The sequence below is a fragment of the Actinoplanes sp. CA-051413 genome, assembly GCF_050955795.1.
Classification (GTDB): domain Bacteria; phylum Actinomycetota; class Actinomycetes; order Mycobacteriales; family Micromonosporaceae; genus Actinoplanes.
On record NZ_CP192100.1, the window covers coordinates 2,606,864 to 2,627,542 of the forward strand.

The window sequence follows — 20,679 nt, forward strand, 5'->3', positions numbered from 1 at the left end:
CGTCGATGGCTGATCACGGAGAGTGTCGGTGATCTGCCTGACGCGCATGCCGTCTGGGTGGACGGTGAGGGTGATGTCTGTCGTGCTGAGCCGAGTTGTCGCCGCGATCGCGCTGCTCGCGACGTCGATGCCAGCTGCCGCGAAGGAGGCACAGGCCCCGTACTTCACCGCGAGCCCGAAAACGGCCAGCGGCCTGCCCGGCTCGGAGGTCCAGGTCACGTTCGCTTTGAAGCCGGTCATCAACTACCGGTCGGCGGTTGCGGCCGTCGACGTTACGAGCTGCGAGTTCTACCTGGACGCCGCCCTGAAGTCGACAGTCGGGTGCGGCGGCGTGGCCGGCGACGCAACATGGACGATGGCTATGCCCAAGTCCCTGAAGGCCAGCAAGCACCAGGTCCATTGGACCATCGAATACACCGTCAACGGGAAGTCTGGATTTGATCCTGACACCGGTGTCTTCACCTTCGACGTTTTCGAGCCGGCGTTCAGCACGGCCGTGGAGCCGGCGGCGGCGAATCCGGGACAGCCGGTCGACGTGAGGTTCACCAGCGAACCTGCCGGCGTGACCATCACCGGGTGCAGCGTGAAGGGCATCAAGTGCGGCGAGGACGGCGGCAGATGGTTCGCGCGGGTACCCGCCCCGGACGTCACCTCGGTCGTGCCGTGGAACGTCGCGTACACCGGCGGTCCGGGAACCGACAACACCACGCCGGGCGAGGTCGAAATCAAGGTAGAACCGTGGCCCGCGCCGGAATTCCAAGTGGGGATCGCCGGATCGGCCCAGGTCGAGCCGGGCACGCCGGTGACGGTCCAGTTCGAGAGCCTGACCACCGGCGTGGACGTCAGGACGTGCTTCGTGACCTATCGGGGCGAGCGCATCGACTGCACCGGCACCGGCCTGGCGACGGTCATGATCCCCGGCGACGCCGAGACGGGCCCGGTCGAATTGCCGTGGGAGCTGACCTTCGAGAGCTCCCGCCGCGGGGAGAAGGGCGATCAGCGTAAGGGGTCGGTCGGGTTCACCGTGGTGGTCGAGGAGCCGGACTTCTCGGTAACCGTCCAGCCTCCGGCGGCGCGGCCCGACGACACCGTCACGCTGACGTTCACCTCGCTGATCCCAGCGGTGGAGATCGTGGACTGCATCGCGTTCTTCCCGCACGCGATCGGCAACACCTGCCGACGCTCGCCCCAGCGCCGAGTCGTCCGCACCCGGGTGCCCCAGGACCAGCCGCCCGGCGCGACGCTGCTGCGCTGGGGCGTGGAGTACACCGGCGCCGCCGGACGCAAAGGCGCGGACGACGACGTCATCCCCTACCTGATTCTGTCTCCGCTGCCGAAGACCGGGCCGGTCACCAAGACCACGACACCGGCCGCCAAAGCAACAACGCCACCGCCCGGTAACGGTACCAGCACCGGGCAGGTGGCCATCATCCCCGGGTCGGCGCCCCAGTTCGTGGCTGAGACGAGGCCCGAGTCCGCCTCGACTGGCGCCCGGGTGACGGTCGTCGTCTCCCCGCTCGACCCTGACGTGCGGATCCTCGGCTGCGCCGTCGTCTTCTCCGGCGGCGGCGACCGCGCCTGCCGTCACTCCGGCGGCCACTGGTCGGCCCAGGCCACCGTCCCTGCCGACGCGCCCGCCGGCGAAACGCTGCCCCTGGACTGGCGGGTCAGCTTCGTCGACACGGCGGGCACCCGCGCCGACGCCAACGGCACGACCGACTACCCGGTGCGCGGATCCGCGCCAGCCGCCCCAGCCTTCGAGGTGGTCGCCGATCCGGCCGCCGCAGCCGGCGGCAAGGAAGTGACCGTCTCGCACAACTCCGAGGACACGGGCGTAACCATCACCGGCTGCCGAGTCGGATTCGCCGATGACGCCCTCACCAGCTGTCAGGAGTCGCCGGGCGGCTGGACCGCGCGGGTGGAGGTGCCGCCGACGATATCGACCGGCCTCAGCCCCCTGCACTGGACGATCGTCTACGCCCGATCCGGCGGCCCCGGCGGCACCGCCCAGGGCCTCTCGTCGTTCCGCGTGCTGCCGCCCGATAAGGACAACCACGACTGGCGAGTCATCGCCTGGAGTCTCCTCTGGCGGACCGCGCTCGGCGGCGTCCTGCTGGTCGGCCTGCTCGCCTTCCGCGTCATCCGCAAGCCGGTCCTCGACCGGTTCCGTCCCCGCCCGGCCGCCGTCCAGTCCGACGAGCGCCGGAAAAGCGATGACCAGCAGAGCGAAGGGACGGTGTCTGTGGTGCCGGTGCTCGCGCCCGAGGAGATGTCCGTGCGGGTCGACCGCCCGGACGCACCGCCGGCTCGGGACATCCGTCTCCAGATCCGCCGCCCCCGCCTGGCTCCCCACGTGCCGGAGGACCTGCCATGACGACTATCCCGATCAGTACGGTGTTCTTCGACAGCCCGGACGGCGCGGCCCGCGCGCTGACCGAGACGCTTCGCTCGACCGACTCGGCCGGTGAGATCCGCGACCACCTGGGCCGGACGGCCAATCTGACCAAGGACGCCGTGGTCGACGAGGTCGGCAGCGTCGCCGGCGAGATCCTCGAGATGAGCGTCTCCACGATCTTCGAACGGTCCTGGTCGAAATACACGGCGCTGGTCCAGGCGGCCGAGGAGACCGCCGGCGACCCGAACGCGGTCCGGTTGATCGGGCTGATCACCCACGAAGTCTCGGTCGGCTACGAGCCGCGGGTCGAGGTGTACCTGGGCAACAAGCGGGTCGCGACGGTCACCGTCCAACTCAAACTTGACCTGACCCTCCGAGGTGTCCTCGTCCACGTCCGCGACGGCTGCGTCACCGGGATCCGGGCCGGCGACTGCGCGATCAAGGGTGCCCTGGCAATCGCCGGCCAGTCGGTGACCAGCGGGGAGAAAACTCTCGACCTGGCGCGCGACATCTCGTTCCCCAGCCCGATCCGCCTGGCCGGGGAGGTCGTCGCTTGACTCGAGCGGATCAGGCTGACCCGAGCGGATCAGGCTGACCCGAGCGGATCAGGCTGACCCGAGCGGATCAGGCTGACCCGAGCGGATCAGGCCGGCGGCGGCTCGGCCACCTCGGCATTGACCCAGGACGGATCGTAGGCGGACATGACGCGTCGGTGCGTCGAATGCCGCCTCGGCGATCTCGTCCATGCGCGCCTCCTGTGATCGATGCGGGGACGCGCTCCCCATTCCGGCGAGTGTCCACGTCGTAGCCGGCTTCGGGGCGGTTGTCGTACCACGTCTGTTCGCCGGGGTTCCGGCCATTGGACAGCGGTCAGATCGGCATCCTGAACTTGTCCGGACCGGGGGATACCGGGTCAATGGCCGGGCGATCTCGAATCGATCGGTACCTGCCTGGATGCGATCGCAACAGCATTGCCAGGTGGGATTGCGGCCTCCATGGTATGAAGGCGATGGCCGCCCACCACACCCCCGTGATCTCGACATGGACCGGCTGCTGCATCGTCGATGCGTTCGCGTAGCTTGTCGTCGATCATGGTGGTCTGGTAGCAGTCCTGCATGACCACGACACCGATGCTGCGGTCGTTGTTGCCGGGTCGGCGATCAGAGTCGTGACGGTGTCGACGATGGCATCCGCCTCTGCCTCGTTGCGCAGCGCGCTGTCCTTGAACTTCTCCTCGGCATCCGGCACAGCAACGACCTGCAACGGCTTGGGGCGGTCAGCGCCGAACTGTCGAAGCGGGACCAGGCGGTGCTGGTAGCTGCATTGTTGTCGCTGCTTACGTGTTGACCGTGCACGATCAACTGCGCGCTGGCATGCAGCTTGCCGAGCTGGATTGCTCATTCAGCGGCGTCACCGTGCCTCAACGCACACCGGCACTCTTGGCCGTTGGGCCAGCACGTCCTTGAGTGGCACGTCGCACTCGATCGGCGCTGCTGGCGGATGCTGACAAGCAGGTCATCCGTGCTTGGGCACGAACACCAGCAGATCCAGGTGGATCGAGATGTGAGTGGCTGCGCGGACGGTCGCGGCGTCGGCCGGCGTAGTTCGCCAAGTGATGCGTTCGCCCATGATCGGTGCGGTGATCGCGATGATGTGTTGCAGCCAGCCGAGACCGCCTTGCTGGGCGGCGGGAACGACTCGTTCGCTGTGGCCGTGGTAAGCGGTCTCGGATTCGCCCGGGATGGCGGCCAGCGTCACGACGATGCAGCCGTCGGGGTCAGCAGCCGTCGGCAAGCGGCGAATAGTTGCTGCATTCGCTCCGGACTGGGTCAACAGCTGGCCCGGACTGTCGGGCGGAGGCCAACGCAGCATGATTTGCTGGACGGTGCCGGGGACGTGGTCGAGGCCAGCCAGGTCCGCCGGATTGTCCAGGAATATATAGGCGCGGCCGCCTGCGCCAGCGGCACCTTCGAGCGCAGGGTCGCCGCCGACGGACACGATGGTGTCGCCGGGCCGGGTGTAGGAACCGACGAGCAGCCCGGCGGTTCGCGGCGTGAGCCAGCCAGCCGGGTTGCGGTGAGACGGATGGTCGAGGCCGGCGACACGCCAGATGGTGATGGGGACGGGCGGGTTGCCGTCTACGACGTCCATGTCGCCGGCAGCCATCAGCTCCACTCGAACGACAGCGGCATCAGGACACGCGGCATGCTCAGTCGTTCTCGATCCTGATCACCAGAGCGCTGCCGTCCTCACCGACCGAGAAGGCATCCCCAGGCGGCCGGCGCCGCCGCTGCTGCGTCCACCACCGGTGGAGCCAACCGGCGTTACGCAGATAGCGATTCAGGTTCCCGTCGGCCAACTGCCGATACGGATGGCTCTCCAGTCCGCGAAATACCGCCAGTGTGCGGCCATCGCCCATTTGCATCCGCTGGGTGTGTCCCAGCAGCGTCGGGCCCGCCCTGAGCAAAGCGAATCCGGTCGTTGGTCGACATCGGCCGCGAGTCGAAGTCGTCCAACGGTTCCTGCTGCAGGCCCAGCTGACGGGCGGTCGCGTACCCGGAGGCGGAGGCGTTGTTTCCGGCGTACGCCAGCATCGCCGCGGCCGTCGTCGAGCTGAGCACCTGAGTGAACCAGCGCCGCTCCGCTGCCGGGATCTGATAAGGCGGTGGTGTTCCCAACATCGGCTGGCCGCCATTGTCGGTCGGCGTCTCGTCCGATGCCGTGGAACCGTCATCCGGTGACGGGACTGGAGGATCGAGCCACCGGCCCGGCATCCACTGCTTCTCCTCCGGCATCTGAGACAACAAGGCCTGGAGATCCTCCACGTCCCCCGACCACAACTCGTCGTCGCCGGGAGGATCGAAGACGTACGACTGGATACCGGTCTCCTTGAGCCGTGATGCAACCATCAACCCGTACAGCGGCTCAGTGCCGACAACCACCGTCCGAACCTGCAAAGTCGCATCCGCGAGCTGCTTCTTAACCTCCCGCATCCGCAGGTGGGTGCCCTTGCACTCCAGCACCGTCACGTGCACCGCTACACCGGGCGCGCCACGCTCGTAGCCGACCAGAAAGTAGTCCGGTCTCTTCTTCGTCGCGGGCCGATTGCGGACCTCGCCAGGCATGCCCTTGATGTACCCAGCTCTCAACGCGACGTCGGCGTCAACGACGTGATAGTCCAACCGCGGGTGCAACTGCCGGAGCACGGCTCGAGCGACCACCAGTGCCAGGCCGATACCCAACTGCTCCGACTGCGCCACCTTGTGATGATGCACGACCGACTGCGCCGCATCCGGGGTCAGCGCCAACATGCCGCTACGGGCTCGCATGGTCGCGCAGTACCGGACATGCGCCCAAAGCTGAGCCACAGGAAGAAGCCGCGACCGGCTGACGAACGTGGTCGCCACTCCGAGCTCACGCAGGACATCGGCGGGACTCGTCGTCAGCGGAGAGCTCACGACCACCGGGCTGGGCGCCTTGAGATAGCTGATGCTGCCCCTCGTCCTCGGCTTCTTGTCAGCAATGACCTGCACCTCAGGGGCCAGATCCTCCCGCGACTCCACCGGCAGGTTGGAAGGGGTGCGCAGCCGCTGCAGAACTCGCTCGATGTCCACGCCAGGCGTGGTGGGGATGATTCTCGAACGTCGATGCGGCACGTAGCTCAGAGTAGCGAATTGAACGCTCTTCGTGGAAGTGAGTGAATGTCTGTCCCGCACCACCGACCCAGCCACGCGTGGTCAGCCGGCTTCGTCTACTGGCCCGGTGGCGCCCTCAGCGACCGCATCATCTCGCTGCTGAGGCCCCCTATTCTCGACGGACTTGCTCAGCCAACGACGAACGGAACCCCTCGCATGCCAAGATGCCGAGCAATCGCTTCGAGGCCGTCCTGCTGGACACCGACGGCGATGAGCCGCTGGGCCCGGGTGACCGCCACGTACCAGTTGCGCAGCATTTCGTCCGCCGCGGGGTCGCCGTTGATCCAGCGGACGCCCGCATCGTCTTCGGGAACGAGTAACAAGACGCCCGGATGCTCATCGCCCTTGACCTGATGAATGTTGTCGGACCGGAACGGCGCGGTCGCCGCACCGGCAGCGCGTAGACCATCTGCCTTGCCGCGCAACTGGCCGATCACGCCGCGCGGACGCGCGCCCGGCGGCTGGGGCCAGCCCTTGAGCTTCACGTTCACATCCCTGAACCAAGTTGCGTTCGGCTCTGGTAGCGCATACAGGAACCCGTATGCGCGTCGGACGATGTCAGCGAAATCCACGCCGACAGCCGTGCAACGGGCCTCTAGGCTGCCTTGCGCCGGGGCGTCCGGATACCAATACCGCAGTAGCAGCCGGGAGCCCGTCCGGCAGGCGTCGTCGACAAGGCTCTGCTCGGCGGTCGCCGAGTGCACAACACGCCAGGCGTGGGCGAGCATCGTCGCGGCGTTCCCGGCCGGGCGTCGATTCTTGACGGGGAGATGGCTTCGGCTATACGCAGTGATTAGGCAGACCGCGACATCAACTTCGTAAGTTTGCGCGTGGTCGAGAAACACGTCGACGACTGGACGGCCGGTGGGCGCGTGCCGCGCGACGCCTCCTTTCAGGAAGTTAGTTGGCAGCAGGATGACGGGTGCCTCGAGTTGCGGCGGCCGTACCGCGTCGTCGGGCGGTCGGCTACCTGAGCGCAGGGTGGCGGCGAGCTGGCAGATGGTCGGGGAACTACGCCAATTGCCGGTGAGGTCGACGGTCTGCCCAAGTTCAGCTTCGAGGATGTCAAGCCGCGCCAGGTCAGCGTCACGCCACCCATAGATCATCTGGTCAGGATCGGCGACGACAACCAAGGGAATGCCGATACGGTGCAGCTTCTCGAAGACCGTCAGATCCGTCATGGAGCAGTCTTGGGCCTCGTCCACGATGATCTCTGCAAACCGTGAACGCAGCGGGCCGACTACGCTTTCCCCGGCATTCAGGAACTTCAGCGCCAGAAGCCGACTTTCATGGCCGGTGACATAGCCCCTCTGGAATTGCTCCCTTCGGGCATCGAGGGCCGCCTTCTCCCAGACACTCCACGGATAGTTGCTGCCATCGATCAGCCGTCTGTGCTCTCGCGAGAGCAGATCCTGACGGATGGACTCGTACCCGGCACCTGGCGCGCGCTGAAACGTGAATCCACTCAGCGGCACTGTGCGATCAAGTTTCACCTCGGCTTGTACGCGGTCCCAGGAGTCGAGCAGTCGCAGCGGCTTGCTCGCCGGCAGGTACGGCACCACCAGGACGTCCCAGATGAAGGCGTCCAACGTGCCGATGTAGTGGGGGAAGGTGGTCGCCTCGGGCCTACCTTCGCGGTGACAGCGGCGGCGCATCTGCGTGGCGGCTGCCCGGGTGAAGGAGAGTAGCGCTCGGCCGTGGCGCAGCGCGACGGACGGACCGCGCAGATGCCGGGAGACGATGACATGGGTCTTGCCGGCGCCCGGGCAGGCCCGGACGAACAATGGGGCCGCCGCGGTAACCGCGCGTTCCTGCGCCGCGATGGCCCGCTCGACGATGGAAGTCATCCGGCTGCTGGCGGCGCGTCTGGCTGCGGCGCGTCAGCGATGTAGCTGATGGCTTGCACCAGGTCGTCAGGCACGACGAAGCCGCACCCGGGAATCAGCCGGTCGGCGAGGGCGTGCGCGAACTCTGGTTTCGAGATTGGAGTGCCCGTGGCTGCCGGGTGCTCATCCTTGTCGAGGAACAGCAACCGGAACATCTCGGGCCGTTGTCCAACCGTAGCCTCGGCAATCGGCTTCCACCGGTGTTCCGAACGTGGTGCGCATTCCAGGAATGCTTGATGTAGCAACTCCTCGTTCTCTGGGCGCATCAGGGTCGGCTCGAGGGTGTGGGGGGCCAGGAACCAATCGATGACCTCGGTTCCTGCGCCGAGCTGCGTGGCGAGGGTGCGGGCCTTCGTGACCCGGGACGGTTCCTCATCTCCGGTCGGCCTATCCGTATCGGTGATCACCGCGATCCGCTGGCCGATTCGGACCCCGGCGACAGAGGTCAGTAGGACCTTCATGTAGGAGTCGAAGCCCACGCCGTCGACCAGGATCATCGTTGCGCCATGGAACCGGTCGATCGCTTCCTGCGCCACCCGCATTTGCATCTGGTCGGTATCCGTCGGCGCGGCGAGGACCAGGTCGGCGAGCGCGGGCAGCAGCAGCGCCTCGGACAGCCCCTCGATCAAAACGGTTCGCGCCGCATAGAGCATCGCGCTCTTGGTGACGTCGAGATACCGGTCAAGCTGCTTGATCTGCTTAGGCTTCAGCCCCATGTCGGCGACTGCTACGGCCCGGGCCTGCCACCCGGTCGCCTCGACACGGGGCCCGCGGGTCATCACGACGAGATCCTCGACGCTCACCGCCGCGGACAGCACCGGCGAATGGGTGGTCATCACGACCTGAATGTGCCCGGCAGGCTGCGACGGGTCACCTCCGGCTCGCTGCCGGGACGCCGCCGCCCGCCGCTTGAGGTAGCGCAGCAGCAGGGTCTGCAGCTGAGGATGCAGATGAGCCTCGGGCTCTTCGATCAGCAGCAAGGTCAGGTCCGACTCGCGTGCGGTCTCGAGCTCAGCCAGCACGGTAGCGATGTAGAGGGCGTTCGCATACCCCAACCCGGAGCTGTCGATAGAGGCCGTCAGCGGCAGCTCTGCGTCGCCGAGCAGCATCCGTAGCGCCCTAGAAATCGAGGCCAAGCTGGCATCCGTCACTGTCAGACCCGCCTGCTGGCGATGCGCGCCGGAAGTGATCGCCCCGAGCGGCACGCTGACCGCCGAGCCGACCGCCTGAACGGCTGCGTCCTGCGCCAGCGCGGTGAAGTGCCCGTCAGCGCGTTCGACGAACGCATCGACTTGCTCCTGGCCGCCCAGCAGCGCCTCCAGCATGACCCGAATCCGGGTTCCGCCGGCGACACCGAGGTCGCGTACGGCGTCACGCAACGCCGGCAGGTGCACGTGCCGGATTGCGGTGCGCAGGATGGGCTCGCCAGGCGATTCCCGGTCCTCACCGACATGCCACGTCGCGATTCCCCGCCGGCGCCCCAAGGGCGGTCCGGTGTAGGTCAGGGACCAGTACGCCGAACGTCTACCGTCCGCCGTCGCGCCGGGAAGAAACGCGTCGCGATACGTGCCGGCATGGTCAGGATCGATGTCGGAGAGAACAGCCTGCAGTTGTAGCTGGTCATCCGGTGCGCAACCGTCGAACAGGTCACCTTCGGCCAACGCTGCTCCACGTCGGCCATCAAGGGCATCTGTGAGCTGACGCAGGCTGTCGATCACCGTGGTCTTGCCGGCGTTGTTCTCCCCAGCGAGAACCGTGACCGCGGGACGAAGCCGGGCCGTCACCTGCCGGCACGACCGGTGATTCTTGATCGTGATCTCGGAAACGAACATGAAGGCTCCCACTGTAAGGGCGTTCATGATCGCAGCCGTGCCGATCATGGACGTCGCACAACGTGTCCGCTTTTCGGGTCGTCTTAACGCGTCTGTCGGGTGTGCGGGGTCCGCCGACTGTCGAGCCGCGACCGCCGTCCGGTTTCCACCCCGAGCGACAGTCAGCGCAGATCTCTATTTCCCAGGAATAACTGGATCCTTCAGCGTTACTTGTCAGAAAGAGTCAGGAGCGCCCGTTGATCGGGTTGGCTGCCTTCCTCAATCGACCGGCTCCCGCTCGAAGAGCTTGAGGTTCCGCTGCGGGATTTGCGTCGTTGCCGAATGTCGCAGACAGGTTGCCTCAAGGCGAAATGCCAATCGCGAACGCCAGAACCAATGCGTTTCGTTTATGGGGACTCGCTGCAGAGTGGGTTCGCCCTATTTCCAAGCGACACTTAGTTGGTCGTTGAACTGACAAAACCCTCGTCTACGAAATGGCAGCTTATTGGCCGCGCTAGCGCGGACGCGTTCCGATATGACGGCAAGCGGCGATGGGAGTTGTGGCCCGCCGGCTGATGCCGCGACCATCCGCGCGGAGACCGGACGATTCGCTCCGGACGCAGTCACTCGTCCGGCGGTATGATCTGCGGGGGGAGTGAGAGCTGTGGAAGACGACGACTGCGCCTGCCTCTCCGCGACTGGGACCGCAGTCTCCGGGCTACGAACACCCGGAAACGAGACAATACAACTACCTCTTGGCCACGCCGCGTTGACTACCTGCTGCGCGTCGCGAAGAACCGGCTCAAAGGATGCAGTACCGGCCCACCCTCGCCTTCGGATTCCTCGCCACCAGCGGACTGACACCAACCTGACCCTGACCTCAAAAGCTCAGTAAACTCGTCGGGGACTCGCGGACCGTTGGCCACGAGGGCTGCTGCGTTGCCCGATCAGCCCAGCGGCAGCTCCCAGATGTCGAGTTGCCGCCGTGACCGGAATTGGGAGATCGACGCCCAGGCTAGTCGGGGTCCTGCCGTGAACGACCGACGGCACTCCGCCAAGTCATCCACATCCGGGGTCGCCTTCGGTATCGCGGCAGGATCCGTGCGGCTTGCGAGCGAGAACCGCTCGAAGAACTCTCGCACGGTCGAACAGAAGTACAGGTATGCGGCCGTCTCAGACACGATCTGAGCGAACTCGGAGCGGTGCCGGAGATCAGCGTCTGGCGCGGTGCTTGTAGGAACTTCGGCGAGAGCGTCGAACAAGCGAAGAGTGGAGTCGTGCATTTGCCTTCCCTCACTCGCCTCGGATGGGAGCCGGGCGACGAAGGCCGCGACCGCCGCGTCCAGACCGGTGTTCTGAGCGGCCAGGCGGGCCGCTGCAACCTTCCGCCGCACGTCGTTACCGGTGAGCACGGACGAAATCGTTGCCAGGTCTCCGGGCTTATCGACTGTCTGGGATAGCGCGACGAGGTCGCGGGTCACCCGAATGAGGTCGCGTGGAAGGCCACCCGACATCGCGTGGGCCAGTGCCACAAATTGTTCCGGCAAGCCGATCACCCGGCGCCGAAGTAGCCGACGGGATTGCGGGAAGTCTAGGCAGGGAACGTCGATGACCGCGTCGAAGGCGGAGTCAAACGCGTCGCGCAGCGGAAGGCCGCGGCGTTCGAAGGCGCTCATCGCATTTTCGGAGATGGAGATGAGGTAGTAGCAGCCGGGAATGCCGAAAATGTTCTTGATGTCATTGAGAAACTCGTAGATGTCGGTGCTGGAGTCGAACTTGTCCAGCTCGTCGATGCCCATGCACACCTGCCGTGATCCGGACACCTGTCGTAGGAACTCGCGGAATCTGCTGACGATCTCCGGGAGGCCCATGGGCTTTTCGGTCATGGTGGTGCTTGAGGAGATGCCGAATTCAATGCCGGCCGGCAACTTCACGCCGGTGCTCAGGCCTTGCCCGATCGACTGTTGAAACGCGAGTCCGGTCAACAGGGTTCGTGCCGAGGTGGTGAGAGTGTCTGCGTTTGTGGTCAGCGCCGTGGGTTGCGCGAATGCGGCTGCCGAGGAGCGTTGCCACTCGGAGGCCAGGTACAGGGTGGCGCCGGCCGCCAATACCAGGAAAAGGCCCGGCTGGAGATTCGGATCGGGCCTCCATCCACCTAGGGCGGCAACGATGAGGCACATACCCCAGGCCGCGCACAGTATCACTGCGACGGTCAGCGTGCGGAAGATCAGCTGGCGCCGGTATTCGCCGGCGTGGCCTCCGCGCGATTGGTCGAGCCGCCATGGATCGGCTGGACCAACGATGTCCTGGCAGACGCTCGCGAATAAGTGGAGGACAAATTCCCGCGGGTCGTACCGCACCGGAGCCGACAACAAAACTCGGACGGCTGAGGTGGACGCGTCATTCCGGGCGGCGAACTCGGGTGAACAGAAGTGTTGTAGGAGTGTCGTCTTGCCTGCGCCGCGCGGGCCCGAGATGCCGATACTTCCCCCAGGCATGGACCGGATGAGCTGCTCGACCTCTACCTGGGCGGTGGAGGGTACGACGTGGAGTGGATTGTGCATTTCAGCAAGCCCGTCGGCGCGACGTACCTGCAGGACCGTCTCGTAGCGGGGCAGCCTTATATTGATCTCCTCGCGGAGAATGCCCTTCAGGCCTCGATCGCGCAATGCCGTCTCCCAACCAGTTCTCGCGGCGTCCAGGCGGGCGACGAGTAGCCGAAGGTCAGATCCGTCGAGCGCCGCACGCTGCCGCCGGTTCACCGACCACGGGACGAGAGCGAGCACACTGACCGCTACTAGCCCGGACGCAATCCCCAGCCAGGTGCTCACCTGCGGCGACCGTGTCCACAGCACGCCCCACTCGCGATTGTGGAGAAGGCCCCACATGATCCAGGTGAAGATCGCGCCACTCGCCACAACGGCGAGAGCGACCGATGCGAGCGCTCGCGCCACCCGCACGTACGGATGTTCGCCCATGAGCTGTATGGCCTCCAAGCCTGCGGAGTGCTGCTTCTGCAGATCGGCCAGGAGGTTCTGCTCCTGGACACAACTGGCTCGCGCCTCGGAGAAACGTGGACGTACCGCTGCGCCGAGTTCCTCCAGCGAGACCTCGGCCGCCTGAGCGCCGTCACGAATTTCCTGGTCGGTCATCAGTATCTTGTTAAGCAGTTCTTCGAGAAGGGCCTCGTCCGCCATGCGGTCATCATCCACCCGCGAGGTGAGCAGACGGGAATCCGACAAGTGACTGTCGTTCATCGTCCAGGTCCGTGCGTGATGGGCTACGTGGATGGCACGACGGGAGTGAGGTCAGATCGTGGGTGACAGCACCGACGGCCGCCGGTTTCGAGATCTTTTCGAGAACCGAGCGGTCGTGATCGCCGAACTTCCGTCGGGAAGAGCCCGCGATCTCGCGGTGCAGGTCCATCGCCCCGCCAGCCCGGGTGACTCGACGCTGCGTACGGGTAAGGAGTTCGATGCACTGTTCGCCGCCATCTTGCATGAGGCCGGACCCGATCCCGCAGCGGTAGCGCGGCTTGTCGACCGCTACCGGGCCGCATCCGTCGGCAGAGAGGAGTTCTTTTCCGAGCCGATGTACCAGGTCCAGATCAGCGACTGGCAGGCGACCGAAATGCGGCCGGAGGAGCCGGTATGCGCCACGGGAGGCGCGCGGATCGCACTGTGGCGCATCGACCCTCAGGACCAGCAGCGGATACCGGGCCCCGAATCGGGGACGCTGTTCAGCAGCTCTGCGTTCACGTTGGTCAACAGCGGCAACCGTACGAAGTACGCGCCGAAACGCTCGTGGAAGATCGCTATGGAGCCGGGTGACGACGATGGCCGTATCGTCGGGATGGCACGGCTGAACCTCAAGTCGATGTACAACGACCCGTCGCAGATGCGCGAGGGCTTGGCGTTGGCGCTGTTCCGCCGCGCCGGTGTACCCGCCGCGCGGCGCACTTATGCGCGGCTGGCCATCAACGGCGCGTATCAGGGCTTGTACTCCCTGGTCGAGCAGCTGGACCGTGTCTTCCTATCGGAGTGGTTCGGCGCGAACGATCGGGGCAACCTGTACAAGACGTACTGCGGCGACGTCGGCTGCGCCACTCTGGAGAGACGGGTCGGCGCCGACGGTGACGACGGCGGTCGGCAGTACTTCACCCGTCAAGACAGCCCTGACCTGACGTACCGTCTCGAGACCAACGAGGACGATTCCGCGGCCAACGGCTATGACGATCTCGCGGAGTTCATCCGGGTCATCAACGGGACCGGCCTGCCTGGCGCAGGCGACCGGTTCGACACCGACCTGTTCCGTGAGTCGGTCGAGAGCGTCATGAACGTCCGCGCCTTCCTTCGGTGGGCCGGGTTGAACGTGCTCCTGGGCGCCTGGGACAACTATTTCGCCACACCTGCCAACTACTACCTTTTCAACTCAGGGCGCCATGGTGCTGCGAAACAGTTCATGACTGCACCTTACTTCACCTTCATCCCGTGCAACTACGACAACTGCCTCGGCATCGACTACTTCGACACCAGATGGCAAGACACTGATCTGCTCGACTGGCCGGGTAACACCGGCGGATATCACAGGTACGGCGGGAAGTCTCGCCTCCCGTTAATACAGAACCTGTTAGCCAATCACGAATTCGCCCAGTATTACCTCGACCATCTGGAACACCTGCTCGACACCGACTTCAACACGACCGCGATCGACGCGCGAACGGGCACGGCAGAGGCGCCGGGGCTGTGGCAGCGAGTCAGCCCTTCGGCCTACCTGGAGGCCGACTTTCCGAACTCACCGCCGTTCACTGGCCGCCCGTTCACCAACGATGAGGTGTACCGCGCCGGCTACGAGCAGCAGAACCTGCGGCACGGCAACGAGTCAATCCTAGGGATCCGCCACTACGTTTGGATGCGTTGCGACAGCGCGCGGGCGCAGCTGGCCATTCTTCGCAAGGCCTACCCCGCGGGCACGAGCAGTGGCCAGTTCACCGGTGCCCTCGAGCCGGTGCCGGGGACCGTCAAACGAACGATGTAACTGCGGATGTTGAGGGCTACTTGTGGGCCGCCGTGAGGCGGCCTTCGAAGGTCATCTCGAAGGCGTTCGGGGCCTTGAGCGCGAGCAGCGGAAGCGTTGCCGTAGCGCGGTCGGCTATAGCACATCCGCCGTGCTCGCCGCCGCCGTCACCCATCCGCAGACGTACCTGCCGGATTCGGTGACCGCGCTACGCACCAGTACCGGTGAGACCGATCCGCGGCTGGCGGCGGCTGTCACGGCGGTGCTCGCATACGTCGCCAACACCGCCTCGGTACAGCCTGGGATTGCGGTGAGCACCCTGACGGTGACGACACCGCAGCCGTGGGGGCCGAAGTCGCGGCACCGCCTCATCCTCGCCGCGACCACCGCGGGGCTCCCCGAACCGGCCGTCGTCATCGCCGCAGCCGCAGCCGCCGCCTTTGGCGGCCAGGGTCGTGACGGCGTGCAGGGCAGATTCGTGCTGGTTTTCACCCCGCGAACTCGCCAACGCCATCTGACGAGCAGGCGCGGTACAAGGTCACGCGCCGTCGATCTGCCGAGCCCCGGCGCTCAGCTGTCGCGGTCGGGGTGGTCCGCACCGGACTCTCGTCGAGCTGACGCTCTACCTTGCCTACTCGGCCGATGGCTATCCGCGATCTCCGTCGCTGGGTTCTTCGGCTACATGCCGCTCACCAGGGCCTGCCAGGGCCTGCCAGGTATTCGGCCCTACGATCTTGTCGACCGGGAAGCCGGCTATCTCGGCCGCGATCGCCTTCTGAAAACTGTTGGTGGCAGCCTCGGTGAGCGGGCCGAAAATCCCGTCCACGCGGAGCTTCTTGGCATCTCCGGGGAGGTCACGGGAGTTGAGTTCCTCCTGTGCTCCGCGTACGAAATCTCCCTTGCTACCCCGCTTCACGGAATCGATCAGGGCCTGACACGTCCTTGGCCCGGCGATGCCGTCGATCCCGACCTTCTTCTCCCGCTGGAAGGCCCGGACGGCGGCTTCCGTCGTCGGCCCGAAGGTGCCGTCCACGTCGACGGTGTGCTGACGCGCCCGGAGCAGATACTGCAGGGTCTTGCCCGGGTGTCCCCGGTGGCCCTTCCGGATCTCGGCCATGGGCGGAGGATGCCCGACGTGGCCGGCGCCGTCCGCAGCACACCGAGGCCGCGCACGCTGACGCCCGGTGTGCTCAACGGCTGGAGCTGCTCATCGCGGCTACGGCCGCTGGTGTCGACGACCCGGATCGCGGGCGTAGCTTTCAACTTGCCTGCGGCCAGTGAGAATGCTTGCGTGGTGCCCAACGACTCGCCCAGCTTCACCCACTTGCCGGTCGCCTTCGAGAGTGCCTCAACCAGGTAACCGCGCAGGTCTTTGTCGGCGGCGACGAACACGGTGACGTCGTCGTGCGCCGTGGCCACGACGGCCTTCTTGTCGACGCCGAGGACGACGCTGCCGCCCGCTCCGAGCGAGACGAACATGTCCTGGGGCTTCTTGACGACGTCGCCGAGTGCCGCCTTCGGGTCGGCGTGCCGATTCGCTTTGCGATCCGGGCCGGGGTCGTAAGAGACGACCTGGTCCGGGTACGTGAGCTCACCGAGCGGGACGACCCGTACCGGGTCGGTCACCCCCACCCCGCCGTACTCGAAGCCGATCGTCGGGGTGGCCTTGGGATCGAATTTCACCGTTGTCCGGTACGTGCCGTCGAGACCGCTGACGAGCGGCCCGACCTGGCCGTCGGAGGTCGTCACGGCGAACCCGCCCAGGGTCGCCGGATCGGCCAGCACCACGTTGCGGAATCGGTCGCGCGGGATGACCTGCACGGAAGCCAGGCCCGGCTGGAGCAGGGCCACCTCGAAGGTGCTGAGGACCGGGTCGGGGCGGACCAGCACGTGTGTCTCCATCTTGCCCTCGCACCGGAAGCTGACGCCGTCGGCGGTAACGCCGAACGCGGTGACGCAGAAGGTGTACGCCTCCGGCACCGAGGTGTTGGTGACAGTGGCACGATAGCTGCCGTCGTCATCGCGGTCGGTCATCGCGATGGTCGTCTGTCCGTCGCCGCCGGTGAAGTCGAACAAGGGCAGCCCGCCGCCAGTGCCGTCATCCACGCCGACGACATGATGGAAATCTACCTGTCAGCGGTGAGCTGGTTGACCCACACCGTGAGCGGCGCCCTCGCCGACCAGCCCCTGCGCCGTGCCCACCTGTCAGGTTGACCCCACCTACCTCGGCGAAATGGGGGTCACCGCGGTGGAGCTCGGAAGAAATCCGGGCGGCTACCACGCCCGGGCTTCGCCCGTCCGGTTGCCGTTACTGCCAGGGTTCTCCGGTCCAGCCGGCCGAGGACCAGCTACGGCCGCTCCAGGACCTGCCGAGCCAGGTGTCGGACGACCAGCTACGCCCGTTCCACACTGCGCTGGACCAGCTCCGGCCGGTCCAGGTTCCGCCGGACCAGGAGCGTCCAGTCCAGGTCACGGGTGCCCAGGCCGGTTGTCCGACGACGGCGGCGCCCCACGCGGTGCCGGTCCAGGCGGAGCCGTTCCAGGTGCCGCCGGTCCAGCTGCGCTGGGCCTTGGCCGCGGTCGTCCACGTGGAGGCGACCCAGGGCTTGCCGAAGATGTCCGTCTCTCCGGCCAGTGCGGCGCCGGTGACGGAGTCGTAGATGTGCGCCGAGCCGCGTGAGGCTTCGAGCTTGCCCGAACCGGTTGCGGCGGTGGTGGTCTGCTGGAAGACCGGTGTCTTCGTGGCAGCGGCTTTGACGACGTCGATTTGGCCCGCGCCGGCGGCGTACGGGTCGCCGTTCTTGATCGGCACAGCGGTCGACATGAGCAGCTTCTTGACCTGGTCGGGAGTCAAGGCAGGTCGCTGCTGCAGCAGCAGCGCCACGGCGCCCGAGGCGACCGCGGCGGCCTGCGAGGTGCCACTGCCGCGGAACAGCCTCTGCTCCGGATCGAGCGTGGTCGAGATGTGGGCGCTCGGGTAGGTGCGGTCGATGTACGAGCCGGGCGCGCGCAGCGACACGATCGATCGGCCGGCTGCGAGCACGTCGGGGTGGCGTGCGGCGTTACCGCGGTTGGTGAACGTGGCGACCGTGTCGTCGCCGCGGGCCTCGGTGCCCATCGGGTCCGCGGCGCCCACGGCGATCACCTTTGGGTTGGCGGCCGGCATGGTCAGGTTGCCGGCGGCGAAGCCGTCGTTGCCCGCGGCGACTACCGTCACGATGCCGTTGTTCCAGGCCTGCTCGACGGCGAACGACAGCGGGTCCAGCGCAGCGGACTGCACCGAGTCGGTGCCGAACGACAGGTTGAGGACGCGGATGTTGAGCCCCGGGTCGTTGCGATGCGCCACCACCCAGTCGATCGCGGCGATGACCTGCGACACGTCGGTGGCGCCGTCGGCCGTGGCGACCTTCAAGCTGATGATTTTCGCGCCGGGTGCCATGCCGTGCAGTCCGCTGCTGGTCGGGTCGCTGCCGGCGATGATGCCGGCCATGTGCGTGCCGTGGCCGTAGGTGTCGAGGTTGCGCAGGTTCGCGCTCTGCGACTCGAACGATAGGTCCGGGCCGTAGACGACCTGACCGACGTTGTAGAGACCCTTCACTGGCGCGACCCCGGAGTCGATCAGAGCGACACCGACACCAGCCCCGGTCAGGACCGAACCGGTCGCAGTGACACCGTCGTCGGGGTTGTCCTTGTCCGCCTTGTCGCCACCCGCGGCCTTGATGACCGGAGCCAGCATGGTGATGCCGATCTGATTCGCCCAGCTGTTCATGCCCTTCATCCGCACGGCGGCATCACTGGTGACCTGCACACCTGTCATGGCTTTCAGCTGGTCAACCGCGGCGCCCGGCACGGTGGCCGAGAAGCCGCGGATTAGACTCAGATCCTGCTTGACGGTGCCGCCGCCGCGCTGTACCACCATCTTGGCCGCTGTCACTGCCACAACCGAGTCGGCGCGTACCACCACGGCCACGGCGGCCTCATCGGTTGCGTCCACCGGCATGGACGCTACGCGACCGGCTGCGGCCGGGCTGGCCGTGGTGACGGTAGCGCCAAGCGTGAGCAGTACTGCCAGCCCGGTGGCTGCGGTTCTGCGTGACGTGTTCGCCCGCATCCGTGACTCCTTTTGTTTGACGCCGGTGCGCGGCCGGGGGAGGGGCCGTGATCTCGTCGTCAAGGTTCTCGGCCACTAGATCGGCCGCGCCTGCGAAAACTTGACCTGTTCGGCCGCCGCATCTTGCAGGCGCAGAGTGCGCCCCATGGCGGACGTCCGGAGCCGATCAGGCGGTCCGGGCCATGACCGTGCGGCCGTGGATCACCGCCCGATGCCCGACGATGGTCCCTTCGACTCGCATTGCCCCGCGAAGCTTGCCCTCGTTGACCCGAGATCGTTGGCGCATGTCAGCATAGGGCCGCGAATCGCGACCGATGTTTGTCTGCAAGCCTCGGCCGCCTGGCCGAAAGGCAAGGGCATGTACTCCTACGACACGGCAGGTCCTGTGCCATCGGAGATACCTGAAACCTTTCCCACCGGGCAGCGGCTACCGAGGACTGCCGACTGGTTCACCACCGCGGACGTGCTGGGTGACGCACTTGTCCCCGTGCTGGCGGACTGGTGCGCCGTACACGTGCGGGCCTCCATCGTCGAGGCGTTGCGCGCCGGCGCCGCTGTTCCCCTGGCCGAGCTCGGCCTGGCCCAGCCGGTCGACGGCGAGCTGTTGGAAATGGTCACGCTGCGCCACCGCGACGCCGAGCGTGAACCGATCATCAGGCAGTGGGCCGCCGAGAGGCCGGTACGGACCGGCGACGTCTACGGCGCGGGACGTGTCACCGCCACCGGGAAGACCCGCTACATGCCTCACGTCGCACCGACGATGGTGCATGCCGCGATCACCGATCCGGAGCAAGTGGCCCAGTTCCAACGCCTGGGCATCACCAGTTCCATCGTCGTGCCCCTGTACACCTCGACCGGCGCGCTGCTGGGCGCCATGACACTGCTGCGTGAGCTCGACACCCGCGAGGCATTCACCCCACAGGAGGTGGTGGCCGCCGAACATTTCGCCCGGTCGGCCGCCGAAGCACTCGACGCTGCCCGCATCGCGACGGTCATCGCCGAAACTCCGGCGCCGAGAACCGGCGATCAGCGCAGCGCCACCTGGCGACCGTCACACCCGCGTGCCGCCACCATCAGTACCGAAGGCCGCAACTGGGCTCGGCGCACGCTGCCGGAGATCTTGACGCATCAACCCCGGCGAGACCTGTACGACGACATGGACCTGGTCTTCACCGAGCTGCTCAGCAACGCCGTCCGGCACGGCGGAGGGCTGTGCGAGGCGCAGTTGTCCAACACCGGTGACCATCTACGCCTGGTCGCCGCCGACAACGATCCACGCGGCCCCGCGATCCGAGCACCCCGCTTCGACCGGCCCAACGGACGCGGTATGCATCTGATCGAAGCGATAGCCGACAGATGGGGCGTCCAACGGCAGCACACCGAGATCGGAAAACGCGTCTGGGCCGATCTGCGCATCACCGCGTAGGACCTGGGGAAGCACCTCATCCCACCTGAAGTCTCGATGTGATTGCCCCGGGATCGGGGGGATGCACCGCTCGCGACGCCGGTGAAGGTGTGCCTGTGCGGAGCCGCAACATGTCTTGAGCTGGAACCAGCAGCCATGTCGGCGGTTGGCGGCTGGCGGCTGGCGGAACCAGCGTTCGGCGGTATCGCCGGCGACGGATGGTCGACTGCGGCGTACGTGGTTCGGTCGACGGCAACGCTAGGCCGTTTCCGTGCTCGTTGGAGATGCGCCGGGTTCGCTGTTTGCCGTACGCACCCGGGAGCCTGCGTACGGGGTGCCTGCGGCCACTTCGTCGCGGAG

General features: G+C 66.5%; 13 protein-coding genes. 4 read left to right on the forward strand and 9 right to left on the reverse strand.

What is annotated here, in order from left to right; genetic code table 11:
• The first annotated feature begins 73 nt into the window (after nt 1-73).
• The gene (locus ACQP2Y_RS12435; protein WP_433727451.1) at nt 74-2,374 is read left to right on the forward strand and encodes a hypothetical protein; all 2,301 of its coding nucleotides are present in this window, start codon (nt 74-76) and stop codon (nt 2,372-2,374) included.
• Entirely contained in the window at nt 2,371-2,952 is a 582-nt protein-coding gene (locus ACQP2Y_RS12440) for a hypothetical protein (protein ID WP_433727453.1), read from the forward strand. The genes ACQP2Y_RS12435 and ACQP2Y_RS12440 overlap by 4 nt, the downstream gene beginning before the upstream one ends.
• Before the next feature lie 532 nt (nt 2,953-3,484).
• Here ACQP2Y_RS12440 and ACQP2Y_RS12445 read toward each other — a convergent pair.
• From ACQP2Y_RS12445 to ACQP2Y_RS12470, 6 genes are all read right to left on the reverse strand, one after another.
• Nucleotides 3,485-3,796: a hypothetical protein gene (locus ACQP2Y_RS12445; RefSeq protein WP_433727455.1), complete on the reverse strand. Its 312-nt coding sequence runs from the start codon at nt 3,794-3,796 to the stop codon at nt 3,485-3,487.
• 114 nt (nt 3,797-3,910) lie between these two features.
• A complete protein-coding gene (locus ACQP2Y_RS12450; protein WP_433727457.1) occupies nt 3,911-4,561 on the reverse strand; it encodes a hypothetical protein in 651 nt (216 codons plus the stop codon).
• Nucleotides 4,562-4,719: 158 nt separating this feature from the next.
• Nucleotides 4,720-6,009, reverse strand: coding sequence for a hypothetical protein (locus tag ACQP2Y_RS12455; protein WP_433727459.1), 1,290 nt, complete (start codon nt 6,007-6,009; stop codon nt 4,720-4,722).
• Nucleotides 6,010-6,218: 209 nt separating this feature from the next.
• Nucleotides 6,219-7,937: a UvrD-helicase domain-containing protein gene (locus ACQP2Y_RS12460; protein WP_433727461.1), complete on the reverse strand. Its 1,719-nt coding sequence runs from the start codon at nt 7,935-7,937 to the stop codon at nt 6,219-6,221.
• The gene (locus ACQP2Y_RS12465; RefSeq protein ID WP_433727463.1) at nt 7,934-9,808 is read right to left on the reverse strand and encodes an ATP-dependent nuclease; all 1,875 of its coding nucleotides are present in this window, start codon (nt 9,806-9,808) and stop codon (nt 7,934-7,936) included. Before ACQP2Y_RS12465 ends, ACQP2Y_RS12460 begins: the two co-directional genes overlap by 4 nt.
• 926 nt (nt 9,809-10,734) lie before the next feature.
• Complete coding sequence (locus ACQP2Y_RS12470; RefSeq protein WP_433727465.1) at nt 10,735-13,044, reverse strand: hypothetical protein; 2,310 nt, start codon at nt 13,042-13,044, stop codon at nt 10,735-10,737.
• A 58-nt stretch (nt 13,045-13,102) separates the two neighbouring features.
• Between ACQP2Y_RS12470 and ACQP2Y_RS12475 the strand changes: the two genes are divergently transcribed.
• On the forward strand, nt 13,103-14,824 hold the full coding sequence (locus ACQP2Y_RS12475; RefSeq protein WP_433727467.1) for a CotH kinase family protein: 1,722 nt from the start codon (nt 13,103-13,105) through the stop codon (nt 14,822-14,824).
• Between the two features lie 625 nt (nt 14,825-15,449).
• On the opposite strand, the gene ACQP2Y_RS12480 is transcribed toward ACQP2Y_RS12475, so the two are convergent.
• From ACQP2Y_RS12480 to ACQP2Y_RS12490, 3 genes are all read right to left on the reverse strand, one after another.
• Nucleotides 15,450-15,836 carry a peptidoglycan-binding domain-containing protein gene (locus ACQP2Y_RS12480; RefSeq protein ID WP_433727469.1) on the reverse strand — a complete coding sequence of 129 codons (387 nt, stop codon included), beginning with the start codon at nt 15,834-15,836 and terminating at the stop codon, nt 15,450-15,452.
• Nucleotides 15,728-16,909 (reverse strand): hypothetical protein, encoded by a 1,182-nt coding sequence (locus tag ACQP2Y_RS12485; protein WP_433727471.1) that lies wholly within the window; start codon nt 16,907-16,909, stop codon nt 15,728-15,730. Before ACQP2Y_RS12485 ends, ACQP2Y_RS12480 begins: the two co-directional genes overlap by 109 nt.
• Before the next feature lie 202 nt (nt 16,910-17,111).
• Entirely contained in the window at nt 17,112-18,803 is a 1,692-nt protein-coding gene (locus ACQP2Y_RS12490; RefSeq protein ID WP_433727473.1) for a S8 family serine peptidase, read from the reverse strand.
• Nucleotides 18,804-19,110: 307 nt separating this feature from the next.
• On the opposite strand from ACQP2Y_RS12490, the gene ACQP2Y_RS12495 reads away from it, so the two are divergent.
• Nucleotides 19,111-20,340, forward strand: coding sequence for a GAF domain-containing protein (locus ACQP2Y_RS12495; protein ID WP_433727475.1), 1,230 nt, complete (start codon nt 19,111-19,113; stop codon nt 20,338-20,340).
• The last annotated feature ends 339 nt before the right edge of the window (nt 20,341-20,679 follow it).

Coding starts and splice junctions, on each gene's coding strand:
- ACQP2Y_RS12435 (WP_433727451.1), top strand. CDS start 74: ATGTCTGTCGTGCTGAGCCGAGTTGTCGCCGCGATCGCGCTGCTCGCG.
- ACQP2Y_RS12440 (WP_433727453.1), top strand. CDS start 2,371: ATGACGACTATCCCGATCAGTACGGTGTTCTTCGACAGCCCGGACGGC.
- ACQP2Y_RS12445 (WP_433727455.1), bottom strand. CDS start 3,796: ATGAGCAATCCAGCTCGGCAAGCTGCATGCCAGCGCGCAGTTGATCGT.
- ACQP2Y_RS12450 (WP_433727457.1), bottom strand. CDS start 4,561: ATGGCTGCCGGCGACATGGACGTCGTAGACGGCAACCCGCCCGTCCCC.
- ACQP2Y_RS12460 (WP_433727461.1), bottom strand. CDS start 7,937: ATGACTTCCATCGTCGAGCGGGCCATCGCGGCGCAGGAACGCGCGGTT.
- ACQP2Y_RS12465 (WP_433727463.1), bottom strand. CDS start 9,808: ATGTTCGTTTCCGAGATCACGATCAAGAATCACCGGTCGTGCCGGCAG.
- ACQP2Y_RS12470 (WP_433727465.1), bottom strand. CDS start 13,044: ATGAACGACAGTCACTTGTCGGATTCCCGTCTGCTCACCTCGCGGGTG.
- ACQP2Y_RS12490 (WP_433727473.1), bottom strand. CDS start 18,803: ATGCCGGTGGACGCAACCGATGAGGCCGCCGTGGCCGTGGTGGTACGC.